The sequence below is a fragment of the Pseudomonas sp. LTJR-52 genome, assembly GCF_003691465.1.
In the GTDB taxonomy this organism is placed as follows: domain Bacteria; phylum Pseudomonadota; class Gammaproteobacteria; order Pseudomonadales; family Pseudomonadaceae; genus Chryseomonas; species Chryseomonas luteola.
Map to the genome: position 1 here is coordinate 5,099,511 of NZ_CP033105.1, position 24,400 is coordinate 5,123,910.

General features: G+C 53.1%; 22 protein-coding genes. 15 read left to right on the plus strand and 7 right to left on the minus strand.

Going from position 1 to position 24,400, the window contains the following annotated elements; genetic code table 11:
- Positions 1-81 precede the first annotated feature (81 nt).
- From EAW52_RS23530 to EAW52_RS23545, 5 genes are all read left to right on the plus strand, one after another.
- Positions 82-561 (plus strand): hypothetical protein, encoded by a 480-nt coding sequence (locus EAW52_RS23530; RefSeq protein ID WP_073450459.1) that lies wholly within the window; start codon positions 82-84, stop codon positions 559-561.
- A complete protein-coding gene (locus EAW52_RS23535; protein WP_073450460.1) occupies positions 558-1,943 on the plus strand; it encodes a tripartite tricarboxylate transporter permease in 1,386 nt (461 codons plus the stop codon). The genes EAW52_RS23530 and EAW52_RS23535 overlap by 4 nt, the downstream gene beginning before the upstream one ends.
- Before the next feature lie 135 nt (positions 1,944-2,078).
- Positions 2,079-2,534: a hypothetical protein gene (locus EAW52_RS26550; RefSeq protein ID WP_230382269.1), complete on the plus strand. Its 456-nt coding sequence runs from the start codon at positions 2,079-2,081 to the stop codon at positions 2,532-2,534.
- The gene (locus tag EAW52_RS26555; RefSeq protein WP_244322501.1) at positions 2,510-3,097 is read left to right on the plus strand and encodes an SMP-30/gluconolactonase/LRE family protein; all 588 of its coding nucleotides are present in this window, start codon (positions 2,510-2,512) and stop codon (positions 3,095-3,097) included. The genes EAW52_RS26550 and EAW52_RS26555 overlap by 25 nt, the downstream gene beginning before the upstream one ends.
- Positions 3,098-3,472: 375 nt before the next feature.
- The gene (locus tag EAW52_RS23545; protein ID WP_122044300.1) at positions 3,473-4,564 is read left to right on the plus strand and encodes a hypothetical protein; all 1,092 of its coding nucleotides are present in this window, start codon (positions 3,473-3,475) and stop codon (positions 4,562-4,564) included.
- Between the two features lie 514 nt (positions 4,565-5,078).
- Here the strand turns inward: EAW52_RS23545 and EAW52_RS23550 are convergent.
- On the minus strand, positions 5,079-6,650 hold the full coding sequence (locus EAW52_RS23550) for a GMC family oxidoreductase (protein WP_122044301.1): 1,572 nt from the start codon (positions 6,648-6,650) through the stop codon (positions 5,079-5,081).
- Between the two features lie 59 nt (positions 6,651-6,709).
- Positions 6,710-7,483 (minus strand): alpha/beta hydrolase, encoded by a 774-nt coding sequence (locus EAW52_RS23555; protein WP_122044302.1) that lies wholly within the window; start codon positions 7,481-7,483, stop codon positions 6,710-6,712.
- 87 nt (positions 7,484-7,570) lie between these two features.
- Here EAW52_RS23555 and EAW52_RS23560 point away from each other — a divergent pair, with 87 nt between their 5' ends.
- A complete protein-coding gene (locus tag EAW52_RS23560) occupies positions 7,571-9,010 on the plus strand; it encodes an HD domain-containing phosphohydrolase (RefSeq protein ID WP_122044303.1) in 1,440 nt (479 codons plus the stop codon).
- Positions 9,011-9,070: 60 nt separating this feature from the next.
- Here the strand turns inward: EAW52_RS23560 and EAW52_RS23565 are convergent, their stop codons facing one another.
- Positions 9,071-9,988 carry a LysR family transcriptional regulator gene (locus tag EAW52_RS23565; protein WP_122044304.1) on the minus strand — a complete coding sequence of 306 codons (918 nt, stop codon included), beginning with the start codon at positions 9,986-9,988 and terminating at the stop codon, positions 9,071-9,073.
- A 104-nt stretch (positions 9,989-10,092) separates the two neighbouring features.
- On the opposite strand from EAW52_RS23565, the gene EAW52_RS23570 reads away from it, so the two are divergent.
- From EAW52_RS23570 to EAW52_RS23585, 3 genes are all read left to right on the plus strand, one after another.
- The gene (locus EAW52_RS23570) at positions 10,093-10,425 is read left to right on the plus strand and encodes a nuclear transport factor 2 family protein (RefSeq protein ID WP_122044305.1); all 333 of its coding nucleotides are present in this window, start codon (positions 10,093-10,095) and stop codon (positions 10,423-10,425) included.
- Positions 10,419-11,195 carry an SDR family oxidoreductase gene (locus tag EAW52_RS23575; protein ID WP_122044306.1) on the plus strand — a complete coding sequence of 259 codons (777 nt, stop codon included), beginning with the start codon at positions 10,419-10,421 and terminating at the stop codon, positions 11,193-11,195. Before EAW52_RS23570 ends, EAW52_RS23575 begins: the two co-directional genes overlap by 7 nt.
- Positions 11,196-12,171: 976 nt before the next feature.
- Positions 12,172-13,137, plus strand: a complete 966-nt coding sequence (locus tag EAW52_RS23585; RefSeq protein WP_177411921.1) for a GntR family transcriptional regulator — start codon at positions 12,172-12,174, stop codon at positions 13,135-13,137.
- 116 nt (positions 13,138-13,253) lie between these two features.
- On the opposite strand, the gene EAW52_RS23590 is transcribed toward EAW52_RS23585, so the two are convergent.
- Positions 13,254-14,789 carry a UxaA family hydrolase gene (locus EAW52_RS23590; RefSeq protein WP_073450469.1) on the minus strand — a complete coding sequence of 512 codons (1,536 nt, stop codon included), beginning with the start codon at positions 14,787-14,789 and terminating at the stop codon, positions 13,254-13,256.
- 291 nt (positions 14,790-15,080) lie between these two features.
- Here EAW52_RS23590 and EAW52_RS23595 point away from each other — a divergent pair, with 291 nt between their 5' ends.
- The 6 genes from EAW52_RS23595 to EAW52_RS23620 all read left to right on the plus strand — a co-directional run bounded on the left by EAW52_RS23595 (position 15,081) and on the right by EAW52_RS23620 (position 21,221).
- Positions 15,081-15,590: a TRAP transporter small permease gene (locus EAW52_RS23595; protein WP_256680672.1), complete on the plus strand. Its 510-nt coding sequence runs from the start codon at positions 15,081-15,083 to the stop codon at positions 15,588-15,590.
- Between the two features lie 71 nt (positions 15,591-15,661).
- A complete protein-coding gene (locus EAW52_RS23600) occupies positions 15,662-16,945 on the plus strand; it encodes a TRAP transporter large permease subunit (protein ID WP_122044309.1) in 1,284 nt (427 codons plus the stop codon).
- Positions 16,946-17,049: 104 nt separating this feature from the next.
- The gene (locus EAW52_RS23605; RefSeq protein ID WP_073450523.1) at positions 17,050-18,066 is read left to right on the plus strand and encodes a TRAP transporter substrate-binding protein; all 1,017 of its coding nucleotides are present in this window, start codon (positions 17,050-17,052) and stop codon (positions 18,064-18,066) included.
- Positions 18,005-19,060 carry an NAD(P)-dependent oxidoreductase gene (locus EAW52_RS23610; RefSeq protein ID WP_122044310.1) on the plus strand — a complete coding sequence of 352 codons (1,056 nt, stop codon included), beginning with the start codon at positions 18,005-18,007 and terminating at the stop codon, positions 19,058-19,060. The genes EAW52_RS23605 and EAW52_RS23610 overlap by 62 nt, the downstream gene beginning before the upstream one ends.
- Positions 19,057-19,905 (plus strand): fumarylacetoacetate hydrolase family protein, encoded by an 849-nt coding sequence (locus tag EAW52_RS23615; protein WP_122044311.1) that lies wholly within the window; start codon positions 19,057-19,059, stop codon positions 19,903-19,905. Before EAW52_RS23610 ends, EAW52_RS23615 begins: the two co-directional genes overlap by 4 nt.
- Before the next feature lie 77 nt (positions 19,906-19,982).
- Complete coding sequence (locus EAW52_RS23620) at positions 19,983-21,221, plus strand: alpha-hydroxy acid oxidase (RefSeq protein ID WP_122044312.1); 1,239 nt, start codon at positions 19,983-19,985, stop codon at positions 21,219-21,221.
- Between the two features lie 119 nt (positions 21,222-21,340).
- Here EAW52_RS23620 and EAW52_RS23625 read toward each other — a convergent pair whose 3' ends face one another.
- From EAW52_RS23625 to EAW52_RS23635, 3 genes are read right to left on the minus strand one after another with little or no spacing between them, the layout of a single operon-like run.
- Positions 21,341-22,387 (minus strand): Ldh family oxidoreductase, encoded by a 1,047-nt coding sequence (locus EAW52_RS23625; RefSeq protein WP_122044313.1) that lies wholly within the window; start codon positions 22,385-22,387, stop codon positions 21,341-21,343.
- Positions 22,388-23,917, minus strand: a complete 1,530-nt coding sequence (locus EAW52_RS23630; RefSeq protein WP_122044314.1) for a tripartite tricarboxylate transporter permease — start codon at positions 23,915-23,917, stop codon at positions 22,388-22,390. It abuts the gene before it with no gap.
- Between the two features lie 10 nt (positions 23,918-23,927).
- The gene (locus tag EAW52_RS23635) at positions 23,928-24,392 is read right to left on the minus strand and encodes a tripartite tricarboxylate transporter TctB family protein (protein ID WP_073450476.1); all 465 of its coding nucleotides are present in this window, start codon (positions 24,390-24,392) and stop codon (positions 23,928-23,930) included.
- Between the last annotated feature and the right edge of the window lie 8 nt (positions 24,393-24,400).

Genomic DNA, 24,400 nt, shown 5'->3' on the forward strand with positions numbered 1-24,400 from the left:
CTACAAAGGCCGGAGAAACATCATGGAACATCAACTGACGCAAGCCGCATGCCCCGTGCCCTTCCAGCAGGAGGCACAGCCATGAAAAAGCCGGAGCTCTATGAAGTCTGGGGTGACACTGTTGATCGCAGCCACCTGCTCATGTCCATCATCATCGGCGCCCTTATCAGCCTTGGCACCTATTATCTTGCGCAGCACGTACTCCTAGGCGTAGTCGAATCCAGGCAAATGGCACGGGCCTATGCAATGCTGACGGGCATTCTGGGCTGCCTGGCAGGTGGCTTAATCAGCGCGATGCTTTTCAAGCCAAAGCGCAAAGTCGTCGAGCACATGATCGATCCGACGTTTCGCCAGCAGGTACTCGTAGAACTTGCGGCGGAACACGGCACGATAGGGCGGCTGGACGAGCTACCTCATGAAGTAGTAGTCGAACTGCGTGAGCTGGGGCTCTATGCCCTTTTTCGTGAAGCCGAGGCCGCTGAAGCCCGGACGGCCGCCCAGGCGCCTAGCGCTGTCGTGGTGGTTCCCGCACACGTCAGTCTGAGCGGAGGGCAGTCATGATGGAGGGCCTTGTTGAACAGATCCTTGTCGCCTGCGGTATGGGGCTTATCGGTGCTGTCGTATTTGCCGCTATTGGCCTGATATCTGGTAGCGACGAAACCACGACCTTGGCGCCGTTGACGCTGCTGGTGGTATTGCTTGGGGTTCCGCCGGAAGGAGTATTTACCTTTTTTCTAGCAGGTGCCGTCGCCAAACATATGACCCACGCGGTGCCAACCGCCTTGCTGGGTATTCCGGGAGACACCATGGCCACGCCCCTAATGGACGAAGCCAACTACCTACGAAAACTCGGTGTGCCTCACATTGCGCTTCGAAAGATGATTTCCGGCGGTGCCATTGCCGCACTGGTTGCCGTGCCGCTGTCAGTATTGTTCGCGGTACTGCTGGCTCCGTTCGGCGAGGTGATCAAGGCATTCGCACCCTGGGTATTTCTTGGCGCCGCCATCCTTATTGCCTATTTCTCGGCCGGTCGCTGGGCCTCGGTATTTACCCTGGTGCCCTTCGTTTTGGTTATCGTCGCGCTGCAAACCCTGACGGCAACCTATGGGGTGAAGCTGGGCGTCAGCTATTTTCTAGGCATAGCGATTGGCCCTCTGGTCGCTTCGTTGTTTGCTCTGATGTCTCCCGGTGAGCGGGTGCGTATGCAGCGCGATAGCGTCCGGGTATTCTCACTGTCACCCGATGTGAAAGGCTGGGGCGGATATTTCCCTAACCCGTTAAAAGTGCTCGACAAGCGCCAAACTCGCATGACACTGGCCACGGCCGCAGTATCGAGTGCCACCTTTGTCTTTAGCCCGGTGGCGATGACCGTGATAATGGGTGAGGTAATCGGAGCACGGATCAAGCATGCCTATCATCGCCTGACATCCGTGATTACGGCGCGTAACGGTGTCACCGAGGCGACCTACATCGCCGAGGCGCTGATTCCGCTGATTGCGTTTGGCCTGCCCTTGAGCCCGGTTGCTGCAGGCCCAGCCGCCCCGTTGTTCAACGCACCGCCGCGCTTTTCGGTCGATAGCACCTCTGGCGAGATCAATAACCTTCATACTTTAATGAGCACATCCGAGTTCTTCGGCTACGGGATGCTGGCTGTGATCATTGCTATCCTGATCGCCTATCCCTTTTCAATGAATTTCGCCCACCGAGCGGCCTTGTTTGTTTCGCGCAAGGTAAGTCACGAAGCGGTTATCGCCACCTTTGTCGGTCTTATTCTGGTCATAGGCCTCTGGGAAGGCGGCCTGCTTGGTCTGATGGTGATTATTACCGTAGGGCTGCTGGGTGGTTTTCTCTCGCGCTTTTTGGGCTTCAACATCGGCGTGCAGTTCATGGGGTACTACACCGCGGTATTGACAGTGCCTGCGCTGCTGACACTCGGTGGCTAACGCCTGCGTGATGTACCCTACCTTTCGCCTTGCTGTATTCCTTGCCCTTACAAAGAGGCACCTGGATAGGCGGCGCTGGTCGCCTCTCCATGCTTGATATCTGGAAACTATAAAAACCATACAGAGGTAATCATCATGCACGCAAGAATTCTTGCCTGCCTTGTGTTTGCGTTAAGTACTCTTGCGCCTTTAGTGGTAGCGCAAGAGCCGATTCCGGCACTTGTTTACCCTCCGGGCGACCAGCAATTGTATGCAATCCCTGAGGCAGAGCGAAACCTACCCACAATTACGGCGCAGCGTTGGCTTAAGGTTTCGGACAAGGGCTTGCTGCTAGAGGGGCCAGCCTTTGATCGAAACGGCAATCTGTTTCTGATCGAGGTGTTTGGCGGCCAGGTACTCAAGGTTGATATCCAGCAAAGGCTTAGCGTCGTGGTGCAGAAAAACGCCCTGGGCTCAGCAGGGCTGGCCATCCATAAGGATGGGCGCCTGTTTGTCGCAGGCCTGGGTAACTTCAATAATACTGGCAACCTAACTGCCTACCAGCCTGACGGAACAGGCAGGAAATCATTACCGCTGGCCAGCATTACCTAGTCGATGATCTTGTCTTTGATAAAACGGGTGGCCTTTATTTCACTGACTTCAAGGGCACCTCTACCGAGCCAAGTGGCGGCGTCTATTATCTGCCAGCCGACGGCAAGAGGATTGTGCCTATCCTGCCTAGGCTGGCAATTGCCAACGGCATTGCACTGTCGCTCAACGGGAAGACCCTCTGGGTCACCGAATTTGCGACTGGCCTGCTACATCGTATAGAACTTGAGAATGCACAAAAGATTGCCCCCTTTGGCGAGGCCGTAGTCTATCGGTTCAACGGCCCGTCGCCAGACTCTATGCACGTCGATGAGGACGGCAATCTCTATGTGGCGATGTACAGCCAGGGGAGGGTCTTGGTTCTCAATCCAAGCGGCCTGCCTATAGGCCAGATCCTGATACCGGGACGCGAGCGCGGCCACTTCCTGCGCTCAACTAGCTTGGCCATTAAGCCTGGCACCCGCGAAATCTACTTGGTCAGTAGCGATGGTGATCAAGGCGAAGGGAGTGCGCTTTTCCGGGCGCAAGGTTTCGCTCGGGCGTTACAGCTCTATTCCCACCAGTAAACCAACCAAAACTCTAAGTCGGGCGGGCTATTCAAGAAGGGCACTGTCTTTTTCTGGATCAACTAAGCTCCCTAACAATGGATATACCCGGGCTTACAGGTCAGCTCAACAGCTCTTAGGCGATATAACTGCTACCTGCTCGCTAGAACAGCAAGAAAGGTTTGCAAGGGGGATAAATGCTCAGCCTTCGCTTGGGATGCATCGCCTGTCTGGAATACAGTTACTTTCCAAAACATTCACTATGCTTCAATCCACCATCATATCTGGATGACGGTCCCGGCAGACGTTTACAAAAGCGAGGTCAGGCTGCGTGAGTGCCGGTGCTCCTCTTGGTCGAAAAGTTCGGCTTATCTATGAGCATTTAGGGAGTTTTCTATGAAACATTCAGCACTTTCGATAGGGATAACGTTGCTATTGGCCTCCGTTGCTATTCACGCAGATAACAACATTGCAGAGCAATATCAGGATGGGACAGGGCTTAAGTCATCACTTACCCAGACAGGATCGGACAACTATTCCTTGCAGCGTCAGGAAGGGGGCCGATATGACACCATCGAGACAAGTCAGGTGGGCACCGGAAACCGGGCGACTGCGCTTCAGAATGGGTTTGGAGAAGGGAACATACAAATCGATCAAAATGGAGCAGCCAATCAGGCAATGGTTCAGCAACAGCCAGGCAGTGAAAGCTACACGGCTGCTAATGGTGGGTCTATCAGCCAGGCAGGTAGTGGAAACCTGTCGGAGGTGACTCAAGGCGGAATCCAGAATTACGCGCAAAGCCTGCAATCTGGAGATAACAATGAACATACTGTCATGCAGGACGGTTACCTGAATTACGCAAGCCTTGCCTCTTACGGAGATAATAATAGGATTTCGGTATCGACACTCGCAGGTGCCCTGTCAATGGATAACAGCGTAGGCGCCATTCAGGTTGGTAACGCTAACACGGCTGTTGTGGAGCAAAGTGGTACAGGTGCGTACATTAGGACAAGACAGGAAGGTAGCGGCAATACTGTTGAGGCGCTTCAACGAAATGAAAGTGACAGTTTGGCTCCTGATGCCATTGTTTCCATATATGGCAGTGATAACCGACTTACTATCGATCAGAATGGCGCATCCCGTATGGAGGCTTACCTGGATGGGAACTCCAATAGCGTAAACGTTCGGCAGGAGCGTCAACAGACAGGTTCGGCATCTAGTCTGTTAACGGATGTCATTGGCTCAAATAACAGCATCGATGTCTCTCAGGTCAGCAATGAACTTAGCCTCCCAAGCAGGATGACCATTACCCAGCGTGGTGATGAGCTTGACGTTACCGCCCGCCAGGACAATACAAGCAGCGGTAACCTTGAGGTGTTTCAGAGCGGGTCGCTGGGGGTTGCCACTGTGCAGCAGAGCGGCATCTATAACGAGGCCAGGCTCGTCCAAAACGGTACGGCAAATAGCGCAAGCATCACGCAACAATGATACCTTTGCTTAGGCGATATGACTGTTGTGCTGCAGCAGAAGAGCCTTGTTTCGGATATACACGCCTGCTCTGCCAGGTGTGTATTCTTAAAGACAGCATCCTCTCACTGATTCACCAGAACTAAATGACACTGCTAGAGGTTTGAGTACACTCTTGTGGCTACAATGCACGCCCGTCTCGTTTGCCCTGCGTGTGTGTTGCATGCAAGGTTTCGCGCGCAAGCGCTAGACATGGCCCGACGACCAGATTCCCGGGGAGCTGCGTGACGCTCAACTCTGTCCCTCTATTATCAAGAATACGCTGGGTTTTGATCGGAGCTGCCATCGTTGCAATCGAATTCAGTAGCCCTAGCTCGTGCAAAGCCCGTGCTGCATTTCCTGGCAAGTAGAGCCTGGTGCCTCCCTGTGGCGCATTGGCCTTGCGCTCGACCAAGTCGGGCTTGTTCTAGCGCCCTAGCCATTTCAAGGCCAGCTATACCTCCGCCAACTATTATTATCCTCACTGCATTACCCGTTAAGACACAGATATTGTAGCCCTCGAACCATGCGCAGCGAGAACCATGTCGGCAGCACGTTCACCAATGACAACGCATGGAGCCATCGTATTGCCGACGGTTATTCGAGGCATGATCGAGGCATCCGCGATTCGAAGTTTCTCAATGCCATACACCCGAAGCTGACAGTCAACCACTGACATCGCATCGCGACCCATTTTTGCAGTGCAGGACTGATGCCAGTAGGTCACGGCAGCATTACGGATGAACTGCTCCATAGCGCGACGTTCTTTCGGGCCAGGAACGACCTCGCGCTTTACCAACCCGTTGAAGGCTTCGCTGTTGCCGATCGCCCGGCACAGGTCGATCGACGCGAGCGCCGCGGCCATATCCTCAGGGGCGCTCAGCGATTCCGGCTCAATGAGTGGAGCGTCCTGTGGGCCGGCACCAGACAGGCGCACGCGCCCTCGACTAACAGGCCTGGCCAGCCCTGCAAACATCGTCCAGCCATGTTGCGGCGGCTGAACACCGACCTCAGAGGGAGAGGGCACTGGAAACTCGAGCTGACATTGCAGCAGGTCTGGAGCGTCCAGGCGGCTGTCGCTCCTCCAGTACAGGGTGGTTTCACATCCACTACCGCCTATCAGCTGAGGTTGCCGATACTCCCAGGTACAGCCAAAAGCAATATGGTCCTGAAGATTTTGACCCAGACCTGGAAGGTGATTGATCAAGGCGATGCCATGGGCGCGCAGTTGATCCTCCGGACCAATCCCCGACTGCATGAGTACCTTTGGCGTATTTACCGCGCCCATAGATAGAATGACTTCAGCTCCAGCATGAAAGCGGTGCCGCTTGCCGTCCACTACCGCTTCAACACCGATTGCCTTTGTCCCGCTAAGCAGTACACGGGTTACCAATGCACCGGTCAGAACCGTCAAATTCGGATGCTGCAGCCGTGGCCGGATATAGGAGTCGTAAACGGATTCGCGCTTGCCCTGGTTGATGCGCAGATCGGTAATCGCGACCCCGCCCGGGCCTTCCATCATTTCTCCATTGGGGCTTTCATATCTAGGAATGCCCAGACAGCTGGCTGCTTCCAATGTCGCCCAGGCGAGGGGCTGAGGTGTGGCTGGCTGCTCAACATGCACGGGACCGCCTGAGCCGCGCCGCACTGCATCCGGACTTCCTTGCCAACTCTCAATCCTGCGATAGTAATCTAGTACTGAGCTGTAGCCCCAGGCGGGATCGCCGGACTCGGCAGCGAAATAATCCCAATCCGAGCGGTGCCCGCGCGCCCAGACCATTACATTGATGCTAGATCCACCTCCGAGCCCTTTGCCCATGCTCAGGGAAAGGCGACGATCATTGAGGTGCGAATTAGGTTGCCCCTCGAAAGCCCAGTCGCGATCCGTACCGAGGTTCATCGGCCATTGTGCCGGTTCGACAACCTCCGGTCCGGAATACGCGTTGCCTGCTTCTATCAGCAAGACGCGTGCGTTGTTATGGTCGGCAAGGCGGGCAGCAACCACGCATCCCGTCGTACCTGCACCACACACAATGAAGTCATAGCTCTGAGCATATAGAAGGTTCATGTCCGCTCCGTATCAATGTAACGAGTGAGTTCAGGAGTATCAGTGGCGTCACGAAGGGATCACTGACCGCCATCGCTTCGCACTGCTTCGAGAATTACCTTGGCTACCTCGGCGGGTTGTGACTGTTGAGGAACATGACTCGTGTGTAGCTCATTCAATTGCGCGCCGATACGCTTTGCAGTAGCGCGCTGGACGTCGGGGTGAATCATCCGGTCCTCATTGGCCAGCAGATACCAGGACGGTTTGGTCTTCCAGGCAGAGACAGTCGTTCTATCCTCGAATGCAGATGCCTTGATGGGTCCTTGCGTTGCGGTCATCACGGCGGTCTGCGCTGCAGGGAGGTCCTGAGCGAAGTCCTTGGCCATGCCTTCTGGCGTCAGGTAGAGGAAGCCATTGCCGTCTGCCTTGATTTGACTGATACCAGGAGGCGTAGGCGCGCCCCTGCCCTGTTCGCCGCTGGTTTGTCCGGCATCCGGCGCGAATGCGGCGACATATACCAGAGCGCTGACTTTCTCGTCGCTGCCGGCCTCGGTAATCACGGTACCGCCCCATGAATGGCCAACTAGAACTACTTTTCCCTGCTGGTTATTTAAGACACGGTGTGTAGCGGCAACATCGTCGGCAAGCGAGGTGAGCGGATTTTGCACGACCGTAACGGCAATCCCTTCAGCCTGAAGCAGCGGCACGACTTTGGCCCAGTCGGATCCGTCGGCGAATGCGCCATGTACGATCACCACCGAAGGCGTTGTATCCTCCGCTTGACTAGTACTTGCGATAAACGTGCCTGTAAGGGCAAAGGCGAAGGCGGCGACTTTTGATCTGAGTGTTTTCATTGAATTGGCTCCTGTGTGGGAGCTCAAATTCTGCTGACTGGCCTGCTTTATGTGCATCGGTCATTTATCCGACCCGGGGTATTTTCAATGAATAGCGCGTTGGCACTGAACATCTCATTGAGCGGAGCACTGGGAGTAATTGCCCAGGTCGGTGACCTCAGCATGGGACAGCCACTCCGGCATTCCCGGCGCGTTGCCGAACTGGCGCGGATGCTGGCGCGGGCCAGGCACGGCGACGGTGAGCACCTGAGAGTAGCGGAACTGGTCGCCCTACTGCGCTGGTCTGGCTGTACCGCAAACGCCGAAGGGTTTGCGGATCTGTTGGGTAATGATGTAGATGGCCGCCGCGCGATGCTTGACCTTACTCTAGGCAAGGAGGAAATGAACGCGGTGCATCAGGCAGCCCCGCTTGCGGTCGTGCACTGTGAGGTATCTGGAGAAATAGCCAAAACCCTCGAACTTGGTGCCGCTGTCAAGGCAGGCCTGTGCCACGTATTCGAAACCTACGACGGGACTGGCCGGCCGCAGGGCCTGACGCATGAGCATATCCCAGAGGTCGCCTATCAAGTGGTGCTTGCTGGTGATCTGGATATTCTCAGCCGAGCCTATGGCCTTGATGCGGCGCTACGCTGGATCCATGAACAGTCGGATCGGCGCTATCCTGCTTATCTCGCATCGTTGCTCATAGGAAACGCCAGGGAATGGCTGGCGGACCTAGAGGCGTCCTCCAAACTCACTGACCATGAGCAGGCCGAACGTTACGTCTCGCTAACGCTGGTGGGAGACGTGATTGACCTGAAGCTGCCCTGGTTGGCAGGGCATTCACGACAGGTGGCGCATGTCGCCATGGAAGCTGCACGCCAGTGGGGGCTGGGTGAGCCAGCCCTTACCGAGATCGGAAAGGCAGCGCTTGTCTACAGTCTCGGTCGGGCAGCCGTTTCCAACCACCTCTGGAATACCGCGGGGGCGCTCCCATACGGCGCTGCGGAGCGGGTACACCTCGTTCCTTACTGGACGCAACAGGCGCTAAGACCTTTTAATGAATTGGCCGCGTCTGGAGAGATTGCAGCCCATGCTTATGAACGGCTCAACGGCAGTGGCTATTTTCGAGGCGTAATGGGCGATGCGCTGTGTGCCGAGCACCGACTGCTCGCCGCTTCCGTAGCCTGGGTCGCACTGAGGCAAGCCCGGCCATGGCGGCCGGCCTATAGCGAATCAGAGGCGGCGAGACTGCTCGAGCGGGATGCTGGCAGTGGCTTGTTTGACAACAATGCGTGCCAAGCGGTGATTGCGACCGCACGGGGCGAGCGGGGGATTTATAAGCCCAAGGCTTCGTTACTGACGACGCGTGAGTGTCGCATCCTCCTTGAAATCAGCCGTGGCGCCAGCAACAAGCAGGTGGCGCGGCTGCTGGCCATCAGTCCGAGCACGGTTCGCACACACGTGGAGAGCATCTTTCGCAAGCTGGGATGCTCGACCCGCGCAGCGGCTACATTGAAAGGCCTGACACTCGGTTTGATTAATTAATGTTGGTGGTGACCATAGCCCGCGGCTCTCTGTTGCAAGTGCGCCAGAGATAAACATGAATCACGCTCGTGCGTTTTGGCTGGCTTGATGGGCGCGAGCGAGGGTGATGAATGCCTTAAGCGCGGCGGAGGGGTTGCGACGGTTCGGGTAGTACAGGCAGAGATTGTCTCTGGGCGGTGTCCACGCTTCCAATATCCGCTCGAACTGTCCGGTCTCGATTTCACCTAGTACGTCCTGCTCCATAAAGAATCCGAGCCCCATGCCCTCCTGCACTGTCCATTTGACGACGCTGGGCTCATCAAGCGTGAGCGGCCCGCTTACATCGAGCCTGGTTACTTCTCCATCTCGTTCGAAATGCCACGGGAAGATTGCGCCATTGGGTAGGCGGACCCGGATGCATCGATGGTTGAGCAGATCAGGCGGTGTTTGTGGCTTGCCAAATTTTTCGAAGTACGCGGGTGTACCGACTACGGCGTACCGTTGCGGCAGGCCGAGGGGGATCACAATCATGTCGCTGGGTACGAGGCTCGCGGAACGTACGCCAAAATCGAAGCCGTCAGCGACGATATCCACCAGGCGGCCTTCGGTAACGAGATCAATATGGACCTTTGGATGATGCCGCAAGAACTCTACTACCAGTGGTAGAAGTGCTGCTCGGGCAGCGCTGGCGAATGCATTGATACGCAGTGTGCCCGAAGGCCCCGCGTTGTGTGACCGTACTGCGTCGAGCGCAGCACGCAAGTCTTGCAGGGCTGGCCCCACCTGCTCCAGAAAGATCCTGCCCGCCTCAGTGACGGCCACGCTGCGTGTCGTGCGATTGAATAGCCGCGTTTCGAGACTCGCCTCCAGTTTGGCGATGGTGGCGCTCAACGCGGTGGTTGAAACATCGAGATCGATAGCGGCCTTGCGAAACGAAGCTCTGCGAGCGACCGCTAGAACAGCGTCCAACTCACTAAGCCCTAGACGAAGATCTGACATTGATTGTCCTGGATTATGGGATAGCTCATACGCTTTGTCCCAGTTGAGCAAACTATTAGTCTGGTAGCAAGATCGCTTCGAGTAATCGATTCGGGAAACAGCAAATGAACGTTCAGCTTTCCAATGTCGCTGGGACATACCTCGACATTAGCAATGACGGTAACGTATCGCAGCGCAAGAATTGCTTCTGCTCACAGATCACGGCGTCTGGCGAGAGCAAAACGCATGAACGCATCAAGGCCATCGAAGCCTGGCAATATGAGGCCCAGGGGGCGGTCTCGTATCAAGTCCAACCTCTGCACGCCCTGCCTGGCGAGGGTAGGCTGACCGTCTTTGCACAGCTTACCGGCAACTTTCCTGCTAGCCCGGTCCAGCCTGGGTACGTATTTCTGCTGGAGGGCGATCAAGTTTGCTCACTGGAGATCATGCCATGCTAAAACTTGATTTGGGTAACAAGCGAGTCCTCGTTACCGGCGGCACTAAAGGCATCGGGAAAGCTGTAGTCGAACTGTTCCTGGCCGAGGGTGCGAAGGTGATTACCTCGGCCCGGCAGACGGACATTGAGATGCCGAATGACCTCTTCGTCCCGGCTGATCTCTCGACCCGGGAAGGCTGTGCTGCGTTGGTCGCCGCGATCAAGCAGCGACTGGGCGGCGTAGACATCATAATTCATGTCCTGGGCGGTTCGTCGGCACCTGGCGGCGGCTTCGCTGCGCTGGATGACGAACAGTGGCAACGTGAACTCAATCTAAACCTGTTTCCTGCGGTGCGCCTGGATCGCGCCTTGCTCCCGGATATGCTAGAGAGAAAGGAAGGGGTCATTATTCACGTGACTTCCATCCAGAGTCAGCTTCCTCTGCCAGAGGCTACACTAGCCTACGCGGCGGCTAAGGCTGCGCTCTCGACTTACAGTAAGGGTTTATCCAAAGAGGTCTCGCCCAAGGGGGTGCGTGTCGTCCGGGTCTCGCCGGGCTGGGTTGAAACCGAAGCGTCAGTTGCGCTTGCCGAGCGACTCGCGCAGGAGGCAGGTACTGACTATGAGGGCGGCAAGCAGATCATTATGGAAGCACTAGGGGGCATCCCGCTCGGGCGTCCATCCTCCCCGTCTGAGGTTGCTGAGCTGATTGGTTTTCTGTCTTCTCCTCGAGCGGCATCCATTACCGGAAGCGAGTTTGTTATCGACGGCGGAACAGTGCCAACGGCCTAGCCGTCTTTTTCACACGTATGTGCCAAATACTCGAATCAGGGAGTAGGGTGTGTTTACTCTTGGCCCACTGCAAACGTCTGTGGAAGGTTGCAGTGGGTCGGTTGTAGTTGTTTGAAGGGCTCCCTGCAAGACACTCAAATTAATGGGCTTATGGAAGCTGCACATGCTTCATAGCAGAGGCAGATATCAGGCCGGTTGTCTCAGGAGATGCTTATGTCCATGGAAATCACGCCCAGCGCCAGCCCCACACTATCCTTAACCTTGCCAACTAATCTGCAGAGTACCGAGCCGCGCTAAAACCTGAGAGGCTGAAATGTTTGCGTTCTGGCAGCAGAACCGCGAGCGCAGCTATGCCGAGGCCGGGAGGATCTTCAGCGAAAAGGAAAAGCGCAAGGGGACTTTCGGGCCTGGGCAGAAGGCTAGATCGAGGCGCTAGAGCCACAGCACACTATCTTCCATATCGCCCGGTAAAATTACGTCTATGGCATTCTCTCGAAACTCCATAGCAGCAGAGCCTATAGAAGGGCGCTCGAAGTTTTCCCTGGGTCCGTAAACGATTCGTATCTTCCTGTTCTCAACACGCATATGCCTGTCAGGCGGAGCGAGAAGGATCTTGCTACGAACAATGGGGGCCAGCTCTTTTGCGTAGCGGCGGATAGGCAGTTAAGTGTGCTGTGAAAATATCGAATAACGCCTGCTTGTCTGGAGTCATATGCACAACCACTAGTACGCGCGTCACAGTACACAAGGGTGCCATAGCATGGAGAATTGAGGCGAGGCCAGTCAGATGAGTATAAAGCGATCATCCATCTCGTGGCGTCCCGTTGCCTCTAGTCAACTGCACTAAAGAGGTGAAAGCGTAGCAAATCGGTCTTCAGAAAGGGCATAGGAAGTTATCTTATTTCAGGTATATTTGGTCTACGCCTAATAAGCAGGTATTATTTTCCTACTGTATTAGCTTGGTGTTAAGAGAATTATGAAAAAGCACCTGAATGACCAACTATATGATGTTATAAGTGCCAGCATTCAAGAAAAACGCATTGAAGAAGGCACATTGTTATTGGAAGGTAATCTCTCGGAGCTATTTTCTATAAGCCGTTCTCCGGTACGCCAGGCACTTAATCGTTTATGTGACGATGGACTAATTAGTACTTTTGAAGGGCGTGGATATCTAGTAGGTACACAGCCCGAAGGCGTAATACGCAAAAAGCTTCAATTAGATGTGTTTGCATCTTTGCCTAAAGAACTCTTGCCAAAAAAAACCGAGACATGGCAGCGTGTTTACAACAATATTGAGCGTGAGCTTTTGTACCATTCGCTATTTGGATCTCATCGCATCAATGAGCTTGAGTTGTCCAAGTATTATGGTATCAGCCGTACGATATCGAGTCAGGTCCTAACACGCCTTCAACTTAATGGGTTGCTGGAAAGAGACGAACGCTCGCGTTGGCAGCTATTAGAGTGGAATGAGCAAAGACTGAACAATCTGTATGAAATTCGGCGCCGACTTGAACCCTATGTGCTCATGAGAGCTGCCGAACATATCCCTGTTACCAAGATTCAACTATTTATTCGGCGACTAAGCCAGGCTATAGCTCAATATCCCAATATGGAAAGTCGTCAATTTGACGATTTAGAAAGTGATTTACACATTCGCACGCTGGGCTATTGCCCTAATCGAGAAATGTTGCAACTGCTCCAACGTACTCACTCTTTGCTGTTATCGGGAAAACATATTCTTTTGGATAAGACTCATTTCCCAGAAGAGGAGCCTTTTTTTCAAGAGCATCTTGAGATATTTAAACATCTCGAATCTAAGCAGCCTAAAAAGGCGGCTGAAAGTATGGAGGAACATCTTTGTATTGCTGAGCGCAAAGTTTCCCAGCGGTTAGCCGTTTTCAAGGAGAATAATCTAATAGCCGATGTTCCGTATTTAGAGTGATTGTCTTGATTATTTAATGTAAAGTTTGAATGCCATTTTAAAAAGTTCTAGAAATTTTCAAAGTCCTAGTCTAAGTAGACGCAGCCGGTAAGAGCTGCGTCCAAACAAAGAGCTAATTAAGTTACCGCGCCTATTGGCCATGGTACAAACTCATTATCACCGTAGTTATACGCTTCACTTTTAGAAAGCGAGCCTGACGCAATATCGATGATAGCCTCAAAGATTCGTTCGCCAGCTTGAGCTACAGTCTCGTGACCCTCTACGATCCCGCCACAGTTAATGTCCATATCCTCTTCCATACGCAGATACATTTCAGTATTGGTCGATAGCTTGATACACGGCGCTGGTTTGAAGCCTGAAACCGAACCGCGTCCGGTTGTAAAACAAATAATATTGGCTCCTGAAGCAATCTGACCGGTCACCGAGACAGGATCGTAACCAGGGCTGTCCATAAAGACGAAACCCTTTTCAGTAATAGGCTCGGCATATTCGTAAACCGCATTGAGTGACGTTGAGCCGCCCTTGGCGGCTGCGCCCAGAGATTTCTCCAGAATCGTAGTCAGTCCTCCAGCCTTGTTGCCAGGGGAGGGGTTATTGTTTAGCTCGGCACCATTGATTCGGGTGTAGTGTTCCCACCACCGAAGCCGCTCAAGGAGTTTATTGGCCACCTCATGGCTAATGGCTCGTTGAATCAAAAGATGCTCGGCGCCATAGATTTCTGGCGTTTCGCTAAGGATTGCCGTACCGCCGTGGCGTACCAGCAGATCCGCGGCATAACCTAGCGCAGGGTTAGCGGTGATACCGGAATAACCATCGGAGCCACCACATTCAAGTCCTATACAAAGATGCTCGACACTCTCTGAGGTCCGCTCAAGCCGGCCAATTGAGCTCGCTATAGATTCGACCTGCTCAATGGCCTTCTCGATACTCTTGCGTGTTCCTCCAGCATTCTGGATATTGAACACCTTAAAGTATGGAGTCTCCTCCAGACCATATTTCTTCATAAGTGACGATATCTGATTCGTTTCACACCCCAGACCGATAATCAGAACCCCCGCTAGGTTCGGGTTTCGAGCGTAGCCCCATAAGGTTCTTTCAAGAAACTTGAACCCTTCTGACTCCGTATTAACGGCGCAGCCGCCTCCATGAGTCAAAGCCACCACACCATCAATATTGTTCGCTTTGAGGTGTCCTGATTTCTCGAAATGCGCAGCTACCGCCTTAGAAACGGTTGCCGAACAATTAACCGTAGACAGAATGCCAATGTAGTTGCGTGTTCCTACAGTACCATTCGAGCGGCGAAACCCCATGAAGCGACGACGCTGTTCGGGAGGTAAAACAGGTGTACGCTCGAAAGGAGAAGGAAGCTCATCACTGGTATGACTTGCCGGCATTACCACGTTATGAGTGTGCACATGCGTGCCGACAGGAATAGCTCGGCTGGCCATACCGATCACTTGGCCATACTTAATTACATATTCGCCTTCGGCAATGTCACGTAAAGCAAGTTTATGTCCGCTTGGAATGTCCTCTCCTGTACTGATCCCTATTTCGGTAACCAGCGTGCCTTGAGCGATGGGTTTGCGTGCTACGGCCACTGAATCCTGGTCGTTAAGAACGACAACGGACTGCGGTTTGGTGATCAGCTGCATGATGAGGTCTCGGTTTCTTGTTGTAGGTGAGAGTCATGATCATGGCAAAAATGAACATTGCATGCAATGTTTGTTGATGCTAGTGTCTTTTTCAGATCGCACGCTCACATCGTCACAAAAATAAGAACCGAGGTCTGATCCCATGTCGTACGCAGTCGTTTCGTATTTTCCTTGTATTCGTGGGCAGAGCGGATTTCTCTGTACTGCCTCACCATGCGCTTTCTCCGTATCTGTCATTCATCCGCTTAAAGACCTAACTACCTTCTTAGAACGCTATCTAGGAGAGCAGCTATGATCCGTAAGCTCGTAGCTGGTTATTTCCATCTGCTCAAAGTGATCGCTGTTTTCAGCCTGGTTTTAATGGTCGTTCTGGTATTCGGTAATGTAGTGCTGCGTTACGGCTTCAATCAGGGCATTACAGTGTCTGAAGAGCTGTCGCGTTGGGCCTTTGTATGGCTGACCTTTATTGGCGCGCTAGTCGTGCTACGTGACCGGGGCCATATGGGTGTAGACATTGCTCTAAAACATATGCCCCGGTGGGGAGAACGGATCAGCCTGATTATTAGCCAGCTGCTAATGCTGGCCTGCTCGCTTCTCTTTTTAAGAGGCAGTTGGTTACAGACAGACATTAACTGGAATTTTCCTTCGCCAGTAACCGGGCTTTCGATGGGATGGTTTTATGGTGTAGGCATCGTCTTCGGCCTATCCGCCAGCTTCATTCATCTCTATGAAATATTCCTACTGATTATGAGCAAGGATATCCGGCAGCCTGACTCCAGCAAGCTGGAAGCACATCTTTAATAACATCGTTATCACGAGAGGCCGTATCGGCAGGCCGACGGCTGCTCGACAATAATAAAGCGGAGTCAGTAATGGTCATTATTGCCATATTCGTTTGTTCGCTTCTGGGTTCCATGATTATTGGTGTACCCATTGCGTACTCGCTCATCATTTGCGGTATCGGAATGATGTACTACCTGGATCTTTTCGATGCCCAGATTATTGCTCAGAACCTAATCAATGGCGCCGACAGCTTTCCACTGATGGCCGTGCCGTTTTTTATGTTGGCCGGTGAGTTGATGAATTCTGGCGGCCTGTCCAAACGAATCGTCAATATGGCAATAGCCTTGGTCGGCCATATCAAGGGCGGCCTTGGGTACGTCACTATCTTAGCTGCATGCTTGTTGGCAAGCCTATCTGGCTCGGCTGCAGCCGATGCTGCCGCATTGGCGGCCCTGTTAGTTCCAATGATGGTCAAGGTGGGGCATAACAAGGGGACTGCTGTAGGCTTGGTTGCATCCGCTGGAATCATTGCACCTGTCATTCCGCCTTCGATAGGCCTGATTCTGTTTGGCGTAGCGGGTAATGTATCGATAACCAAGCTTTTTCTGGCAGGCATCGTTCCCGGCTTAATGATGGGTGTATCGCTCTGTATTGCCTGGTATCTGGTTTCCCGCCGGGAGGTCATCGAGACCACGCCAAGGGCCTCGTCCAAAGAGGTATTCAAGGCATTTTATGAGGGTATCTGGGCACTGATATTGCCCATCATCATTCTTGTTGGCTTGAAGTTCGGAATATTCACGCCTACCGAGGCGGGCGTAATAGCAGCCGTTTATGCATTGCTGGTTTCACTGTTTGTCTACCGTGAGCTAAAGATTCAAGACCTTTATGGCGTACTGCTTTCAGCAGTTACAACGACAGCCATGGTCATGTTTCTTGTAGCGTCGGCGTTGGTTGCCGCGTGGGTGATCACTGTGGCTGATCTGCCCAGCGAAGTGATTGCACTGCTTGAGCCGCTTATGGATAGCCCGCGCCTGATCATGCTGCTGATCGTCGTGATTGTCATCCTGATCGGCATGGCTATGGACATGTCTCCTATCATTCTGATTCTGGCTCCTGTCATGTTGCCAGTCGCAGTTGAAGCGGGCATTGATCCTGTGTACTTCGGCGTAATTTTCGTGATGACCTGCGCCATCGGCCTGATCACACCGCCTGTTGGGCTGGTGCTGAATGTGGTTGCCGGCGTGTCGAAAATCGATTTCGTTGCCACTGTCAGAGGGACGCTGCCTTTCCTGCTTGCAGAGTTGCTGATCGTCGGACTGCTGCTCCTGTTCCCTGAGCTTCTGATCGTGCCTGCCGCCTGGATGAGCTCCTGATGGCTACCTTCACCGAAAACGGGCGCCCATAGAAATAAATGGCTCTTAATGAGCGACATCTAAAAAACCGCAAAGACAACAATGACAAAAAAGAGGAAAACACCATGGGAATTATTCCAAAAGCACTGACGGCACTGCTGTGTTCTGCCTTGCTATTTTCAACGACCAGTCATGCAGAAGATATTAATCGGCATAATTTCAAGATTGCTTTCGTCCAAGCAAAGAACCATCCGCATGGCTTAGGCGCTCAGAAATTCGCCGATCTGGTCAAGGAAAAGAGCGATGGCAAGATGAAAGTGATGGTGTTTGCCAGCGGTACGCTTGGGGGCGACACTCAGGTTATTTCTTCTCTGCAGGGTGGCACAGTGGATATGACGCTGGTTACTCCTGGTTTACTCACAGGCATTGAGAAGGGATTTGGTCTTTATGGTATGCCGTTTCTGTTCCAAAACTCTAAAGAAGTTGATGCTGTTCTAGATGGCCCTGTTGGAAAGAAGTTATTGGATAGCCTCCCTCCGCATGGGTTGATTGGCTTGGGGTATTGGGACCATGGTTTCCGGCATGTATCCAACAGCAAGCGTCCTATTACCAAGCTTGAGGATCTTCAGGGGTTGAAGATCCGTGTACAGCAGATCCCGACGGCTATCGGAACCTTCCAGACCTTAGGGGCCAATCCCGTACCTATGTCATTTACCGAGCTATACACGGCGATGGAGACCGGTACGGTCGATGGCCAGGAAAATCCCTTGGCTGCGGTTGAGACATCCAAGTTTTATGAAGTACAGAAGTACGAGTCATTAACGGGGCATTTCTATGATCCGCTGGTTGCGATTTTCAGTAAAAAGACGTGGGACAAACTGAACGACAGCGAGCGCAAGATTGTTCGAGACTCAGCGACCGAAGCTCAGGCTTACGAGCGTAAAGTTTCTCGGGAAATGGATATAACCGCTCGTAAGGCGCTAGCTGATGCCGGAATGCAAATCAATGAGTTAGCCCCAGCAGAAATTCAGCGTATGCGGGACCACCTCAAGCCTGCTACGGAGAAATTCACTCAGGACTATGGCCCAGAATTGGTCGGCGAAGTCATGGCTGAAATCCAGAAGGTACGTGGCGCCCAGTAAGGCAGGCAGGTCGCCTGCCTGTGAACAGGAAGCGACCGGTTTCGATTCTAGGAAAGGTCCATCGAGGAGACTTCGAATGTCTGAAATGAATGTGGGCTTCATTGGGCTTGGTCTGATGGGGCATGCCATGGCAACCAATGTTCTCAAAAAGGGTTTTAGCCTGAGTGTGATTGCCAATCGCAATCGCCAGCCTATCGATGATTTGGTTGACAAAGGTGCCAAGGAGGCAACGTCTGCCGCTGAGTTGGCTAAGCAGGTCGATGTGGTTCTGCTGTGCCTACCTGGCTCCCATGAGGTGAGACAGGCTTTTGGGGGTGAGAAGGGGCTGCTGGCAGGGTTGCGCCCAGGGCAGATTGTGGTTGATTGCAGCACAGGTGACCCGGCCATCACACCGGAGCTGGCCCAGGCGGTAACAGAGAAAAAAGCTCACTATCTGGATACGCCGGTTAACCGAACGCCAAAGGAGGCCGTAGAAGGGCGTCTGAACGTTTTGGTCGGAGGAGAAGCTGACGTATTGGAAAAAGTCCGACCGATACTGCAGTGTTTTTCCGAGACCATTCATTATTTAGGTCCGGTGGGGTCGGGTCACAAGGCCAAGGTGATTCACAATTTTATTGCCCAGGGGAACGCTGCGATCCTGGCAGAGGCGTTCTGTACCGCTGCGAAGAATAGTATCGATTTGTCTGCTTTTGCCGACATTTGTAGTCTCAGCGGTGGCTATAGTCGGACCTTTGAGCGAATTATTCCTTTCGTGTTGCGTGGAGATGACTCAGGCCAGAAGTTCGCTATTGCCAATTGCGAAAAAGATATGCGCTATTACACCCAACTGGCTAAGGCGACACCGTCTACAGGCATTGTTGCCGAGTCGGTCTACCAGACATTCCTGCTTGCCAAAAGCCTAGGGCATGGCGACAAATATGTACCCCATCTCTTCGATGTATTGGGCGAAATCAATGGGACATGGGTTCGAGCACGCCAGGAGGGCGAGTCATGAAACTGCTACGTTATGGGCCTGCCGGACAAGAGAAGCCCGGCCTGTTGGACGCAAGCGGGGTGATTCGTGACCTATCCGCCATCGTTGCCGATATTAATAGCGCAACGTTGTCCATGGAGAGTCTTACGGAGTTGGCCACACTGGATCATGCCAGTCTGCCTTCTGTTTCAGGCAATGTCCGGCTTGGGCCACCTGTTGCCTCCATCGGAAAGATTGTCTGTGTGGGACTGAACTATGCCGATCATGCCAGAGAATCCGGCTTGCCTGTGCCCTCTGAGCCCGTGCTGTTTATGAAGGCAACCAGTGCCATCATGGGCCCTAACGATACGGTGATTCTTCCCCGTGGCTCGACCAAGACGGATTGGGAAGTGGAGTTGGGTATCATCATTGGACGTCGAGCACAGTATGTCGAGCGTGACCAGGTATTGGAACATGTCGCAGGTTATTGCGTCGTGAATGACATTTCCGAGCGTTCGTTCCAGCTTGAGCGTGGTGGGCAATGGGATAAAGGAAAAAGTGCCGACACCTTTGCGCCTATCGGCCCGTGGTTAGTAACGCCTAATGAAATCAGTGACATAAACAACCTGGAGCTGCGTCTGACAGTAAATGGCGAGGTGCGCCAGCAAGGCAATACCCGCACTATGGTTTTCGGAGTCGATGAGATCGTTAGCTATATAAGCCAATTCATGACGCTTAATCCTGGCGATGTGATTTGTACCGGTACGCCACCGGGCGTAGGCGCCGGTATGAATCCACCTCAATTTCTCAAGGCCGGTGACTGTATGACCTTGAGGATTTCAGGATTAGGTGAGCAACGTCAGGATGTAAAGGCTTGGCAGGGCTAATCCTGTTATTAGCGCTTAACTTCTAGTTTTTGACAGTTGCCTACGGGCGATTGTCCTCTCGAATGACAGGTCAATACATGAAAAGGCGACTCTATTCTGGTCGTGACTATCTGCGTGCGCAGAATATTGAAGAGTTGCGGGAAGTTGCCCGGCGTCGACTCCCCAATTTTTCCTTCGAGTACGTAGAGGGCGGCTCCGACGATGAATTTACGCTTAAGCGTAACCGAAGCATTTTTGAAAGCATCACGTTGCAGCCGAGAACACTTCGCAACGTTAGTACACGCAACCTGACTCGCTCATTCTTTGGCAAACCTTCAGCTTTGCCATTTTTGATCGGGCCTACGGGGTTCAACGGTTTGCTCACGGATAAAGGGGATCTTCGGTTGGCCGAGGCGGCAACCCAAGCGGGTATTCCTTTTGTGTTAAGTAATGCCTCGACCACGTCCATTGAAGATATTTCCCGGATTGAGGGTGTGCGCGCTTGGATGCAGATCTATTTGTATCGTACCCGTGATCATGTAGCCAAACTGGTAGAGCGAGTAAAAGCACTGAATCTAGAGGCGATTGTTGTTACTACCGATAGTGCAATCTTCGGAAATCGTGAGTGGGATCGCCGAAACTATATACGTCCTCTCAAGCTCAACCTACGTAACCGGTTAGATGTGGCGATGCATCCTGAGTGGGTCTGGGATGTGTTGGTGCCTCATGGCGTACCACGCTTCAAGAACCTGGGTGACCTTTTGCCGCCTGGAAGGGACTCAGTAAAAGGTGCTGCCAGCGCCTTGGCTGCTGAGCTTGATCCTAGCCTGAGTTGGCAGGATATCGCTTGGCTTCGAGACATGTGGAAAGGTCGGCTGATCATCAAGGGGATTATCCACCCGGCTGATGTCGAGTTGGCCCTTCAATACGGTGTAGATGGCATCATTCTGTCAAATCATGGCGGCCGTCAACTCGACGGTTCGGTATCAGCCATGGAGACATTGCCGGAGGTAGCACGTATTGCAAAGGGAAAGCTTGAAATCTTTCTCGATGGTGGCTTTCGCCGGGGTAGCGATATCGTGAAGGCTTTACTGCTAGGCGCCGATGGCGTGTTGATCGGACGGGCAGGGCTTTATGGACTGGCAGCAGGCAAGGGGCCTGGGGCTTGTCGTGCCATCGACATCTTGCGAACCGAGGTCGAGCGTACGCTGGGGTTGCTAGGTTGTAGCAGTCTTGATGAACTCAGCGCCGACCTTATTCATGATCCAAAATGGCGAGCGGCTGCCGACGCTATACCGCTCAAGTCCTTTGCCTCTAAACGTGCTGTATTAACGTAACTGTCTTGTGCGACAGGCCTTACGGGTTATCCCGTCAGGCCTGTCTGTTAGACGAGATGTTAAATCCTTGTTACCTGGTAGCTTAGCGGGCTGATCATAAGACTTACCACGTCAAGGAGTTAAAAGGGGCTACTCAGTCCGCCTTCCTGTGCTGCTGCGCGAACAGCATCCAGTACGTCAGTAGGCAATGGGATTCCTTCTTCCAGATAACGCCTGCGCCGAGCGAGGCCAGCATGCCCTGGCATGCGTACTGACTGACCTTGTATCCTGGGTCGGCTGTTCTGACAGCGTTCAACAAAATGGTTCATTTCTGCTTTAAAGGCGGCAAGCCCGCCAAAGAACTCGGGATCCAGCGTCATCACATACACGGCTGCGCCCCACTGACTAACCCCGTCTTTCCGGCCAAAGCCTCCAAGGCCTGACGTCAAGGCTTCGACCATGATGCCCAGGGCAAAGCCTTTATGGCCAAACTCGAGCCCGCCCAGCGGAAGGATGCTGCCAGGAGGGTTGGTAAAAAAATCCTCGGGGTTTCGAGACGGTTGGCCTTGATTATCCAACAGGGCCTCATGTTGCAGTTGGCCACCCTCTTGCCGGGTCCTGTTTACCAATCCGTTCGTAATCGTCGACATGCTGACATCGATTAGAATGGGCTCACCCTCATTGGGAATGCCAATCGCTAAAGGGTTCGGCGTATAAACAGGGTCTAGTCCTCCATAAGGGGCTACTGACGCGACCGCAGGATCAGAAGACAAAACAATAGGCACCAGTCCTTGCTCGGTAACAGGTTGAAGGTATGCGGCCAAACAGGCGATATGATGCGAGCGTCGAATGTTAGCGACACCTACGCCGTACTGGCGTGCAGCGTGGGTAGTAGCGTCCAGAGCCTGGCTAACCACATAAGGGCCTAACAGATAATCGGCATCGTATAGCGTACAGACCGGCGACTGCTTGACCACTTCCAGGCGCTGCGCATCGACCTTGGCATGTCCTGCACGAATATCCTTGAGATAGCCCTGGGCGAGTTTAACTCCATGAGTATGGTGGCCGAGCAGATCGCCTTCTACTAATACACGGGCTACTGTACTGGCCACCACGTTAGAGGCGCCGGCCTTTTCAAACAATTGATGAATCAGGGTTTCCAGCTCGATTGCATTAACAACGGTCATTCAATGGCCTCCTTGAGCGGACTGTAGCGCGGATGCCGCCCGGCGTTTCAGCCACAGTTTGGATATCAATGGGTACAGCACGATCAGCAAGACCAACGCGCCCAACGAGGCGCTGATAGGCCGCTGGAAAAAAGCCATCAAGTCTCCATTAGCCTTGAGAATAGACGTCAGAAAATTGGTTTCGAGAATATTGCCAAGTACCAGGCCTAGAATTGCAGGAGCAGTGGGGAAGTCTGCCGCACTGAGTACATAGGCTGCGATTCCACAGGCCAGCATGATCCAGACGTCGGTCAGGGTGTTATTGATAGCGAAGGCGCCGACAATGCAGAAGCAGAGAATAATCGGCATTAGTAACTTGGCTGGTGTGATGGCAAAAATATGGGCTCCGCGAATAGCCAGATATCCGACCGGAATCAGGATCAGGTTAGCCACAAAGAACGCTATAAACAGCCCATAGGCCATGCTGCTGTTGTCCATGAAAATGGTAGGTCCAGGGTTCATGCCTTTCATATAGAGCACGCCGATCACGATAGCGGTGATCGAATCGCCAGGAATTCCGAATACCAGCGCAGGCACCCAAGCACCACAGATACCAGCATTGTTTGCTGAGCTGGCATCAACGATACCTTCCATGTGTCCCGTGCCATACAGCTCTGGCGTTTTGGAGCGCTTCTTGCTGATGGCATAGGAAATCCAGGCAGCAATATCAGCTCCCGCTCCGGGAAGCGCTCCAATCAGAACGCCTAATGTGCTGCCGCGAGCAGCATTACGCCAATAGCGTTTCAAATGACCGGGTACTGCGCCAAATACGGTACCTTGCTGTGGAATGGAAAGAGATGAGCCCTTTGTAGAGATCACTTCCTTTGAAGCATAAAGCTTCATGACCTCGTTCAGCGCGAAGAAGCCGATCATGACAGGAATAAAGTTGATGCCTGCCATAAGGTCGGGTATGTCGAAGGTAAAGCGCGGCGTACCGGTTACCATATCTAGCCCAACGGTACCCAGCAGCAAGCCGACCATCAGAGAAAGAAAACCTTTGACTGGCGAACCCTGGGAGATGAAAACGGCACTGCTCAAGCCGAGTACGGCTAGCCAAAAATACTCAAACGAACTGAAGTTCAGTGCGAATTCAGCGAGAGAGGGTGCTACAAGGATGAGAACAATAGTGCCGGCTAAGCCCCCGATTACAGAACAGATCAGGTTTGTACCTAGACACTCACGGGCGCGCCCTTGGCGACCGAGTTTGCTGGCATCGCCTACGTAGGCGGCAGAGGCGGGTGTACCGGGAATGTTGAGGTAGGCTCCAGGAATATCGCCCGCAAAGATAGCCATTGCTGCCGTAGTAATGATTGCGGCGATAGCCGATGTGGCGTCCATGTAAAACGTGATAGGTACGAGTAGCGCCACTGCCATCGTCGCGGAGAGCCCAGGAACCGCACCGACAAAGACACCAAACAGAGCTGCCAGAAGAATGATCAGTAGGGTTTGGAAATTGAAGACCAGTAAAAAACCTTCAAGAAGTTCAGACATGGCAAATTCCTTATATTCCCAAAGGTCCCTTTGGTAAGGGTACGGAAAGCAGATAGGTAAAGGCCACGCTAATTAAGAGCGAGAATCCTATGGCTATCAGTAACGCCGTTAGTACCCTTGTGCCACGAAGGCAGAACAGGATGAACATGGCGATCATCAAGTACAGCGTTGAGCCTACGGTCTCACTGAGCAGTATGTAACCTACTACCATGACACAGGGTATTAGTGGTGTCAGTCCCTGTAGAGAGGGGCGAGCAAAACGGAGAGAGCCACCTTCTGCGGCGCCACTTTTAATAACTTGGCGTGCTGCGCCTGCTGCGAGGAACAGACCGGCAAGGATTAAGCCGATACCGATTAGCGAGGGGAACAGACCGGCACCATACTTCAGGCCGCTAATAGACGGAAAATCCTGAGCCATGAACAGAACGACGATTCCTAAAGCTGCGAAAAACAGGCCGATAACCAGATCTTTCATACGAAGGC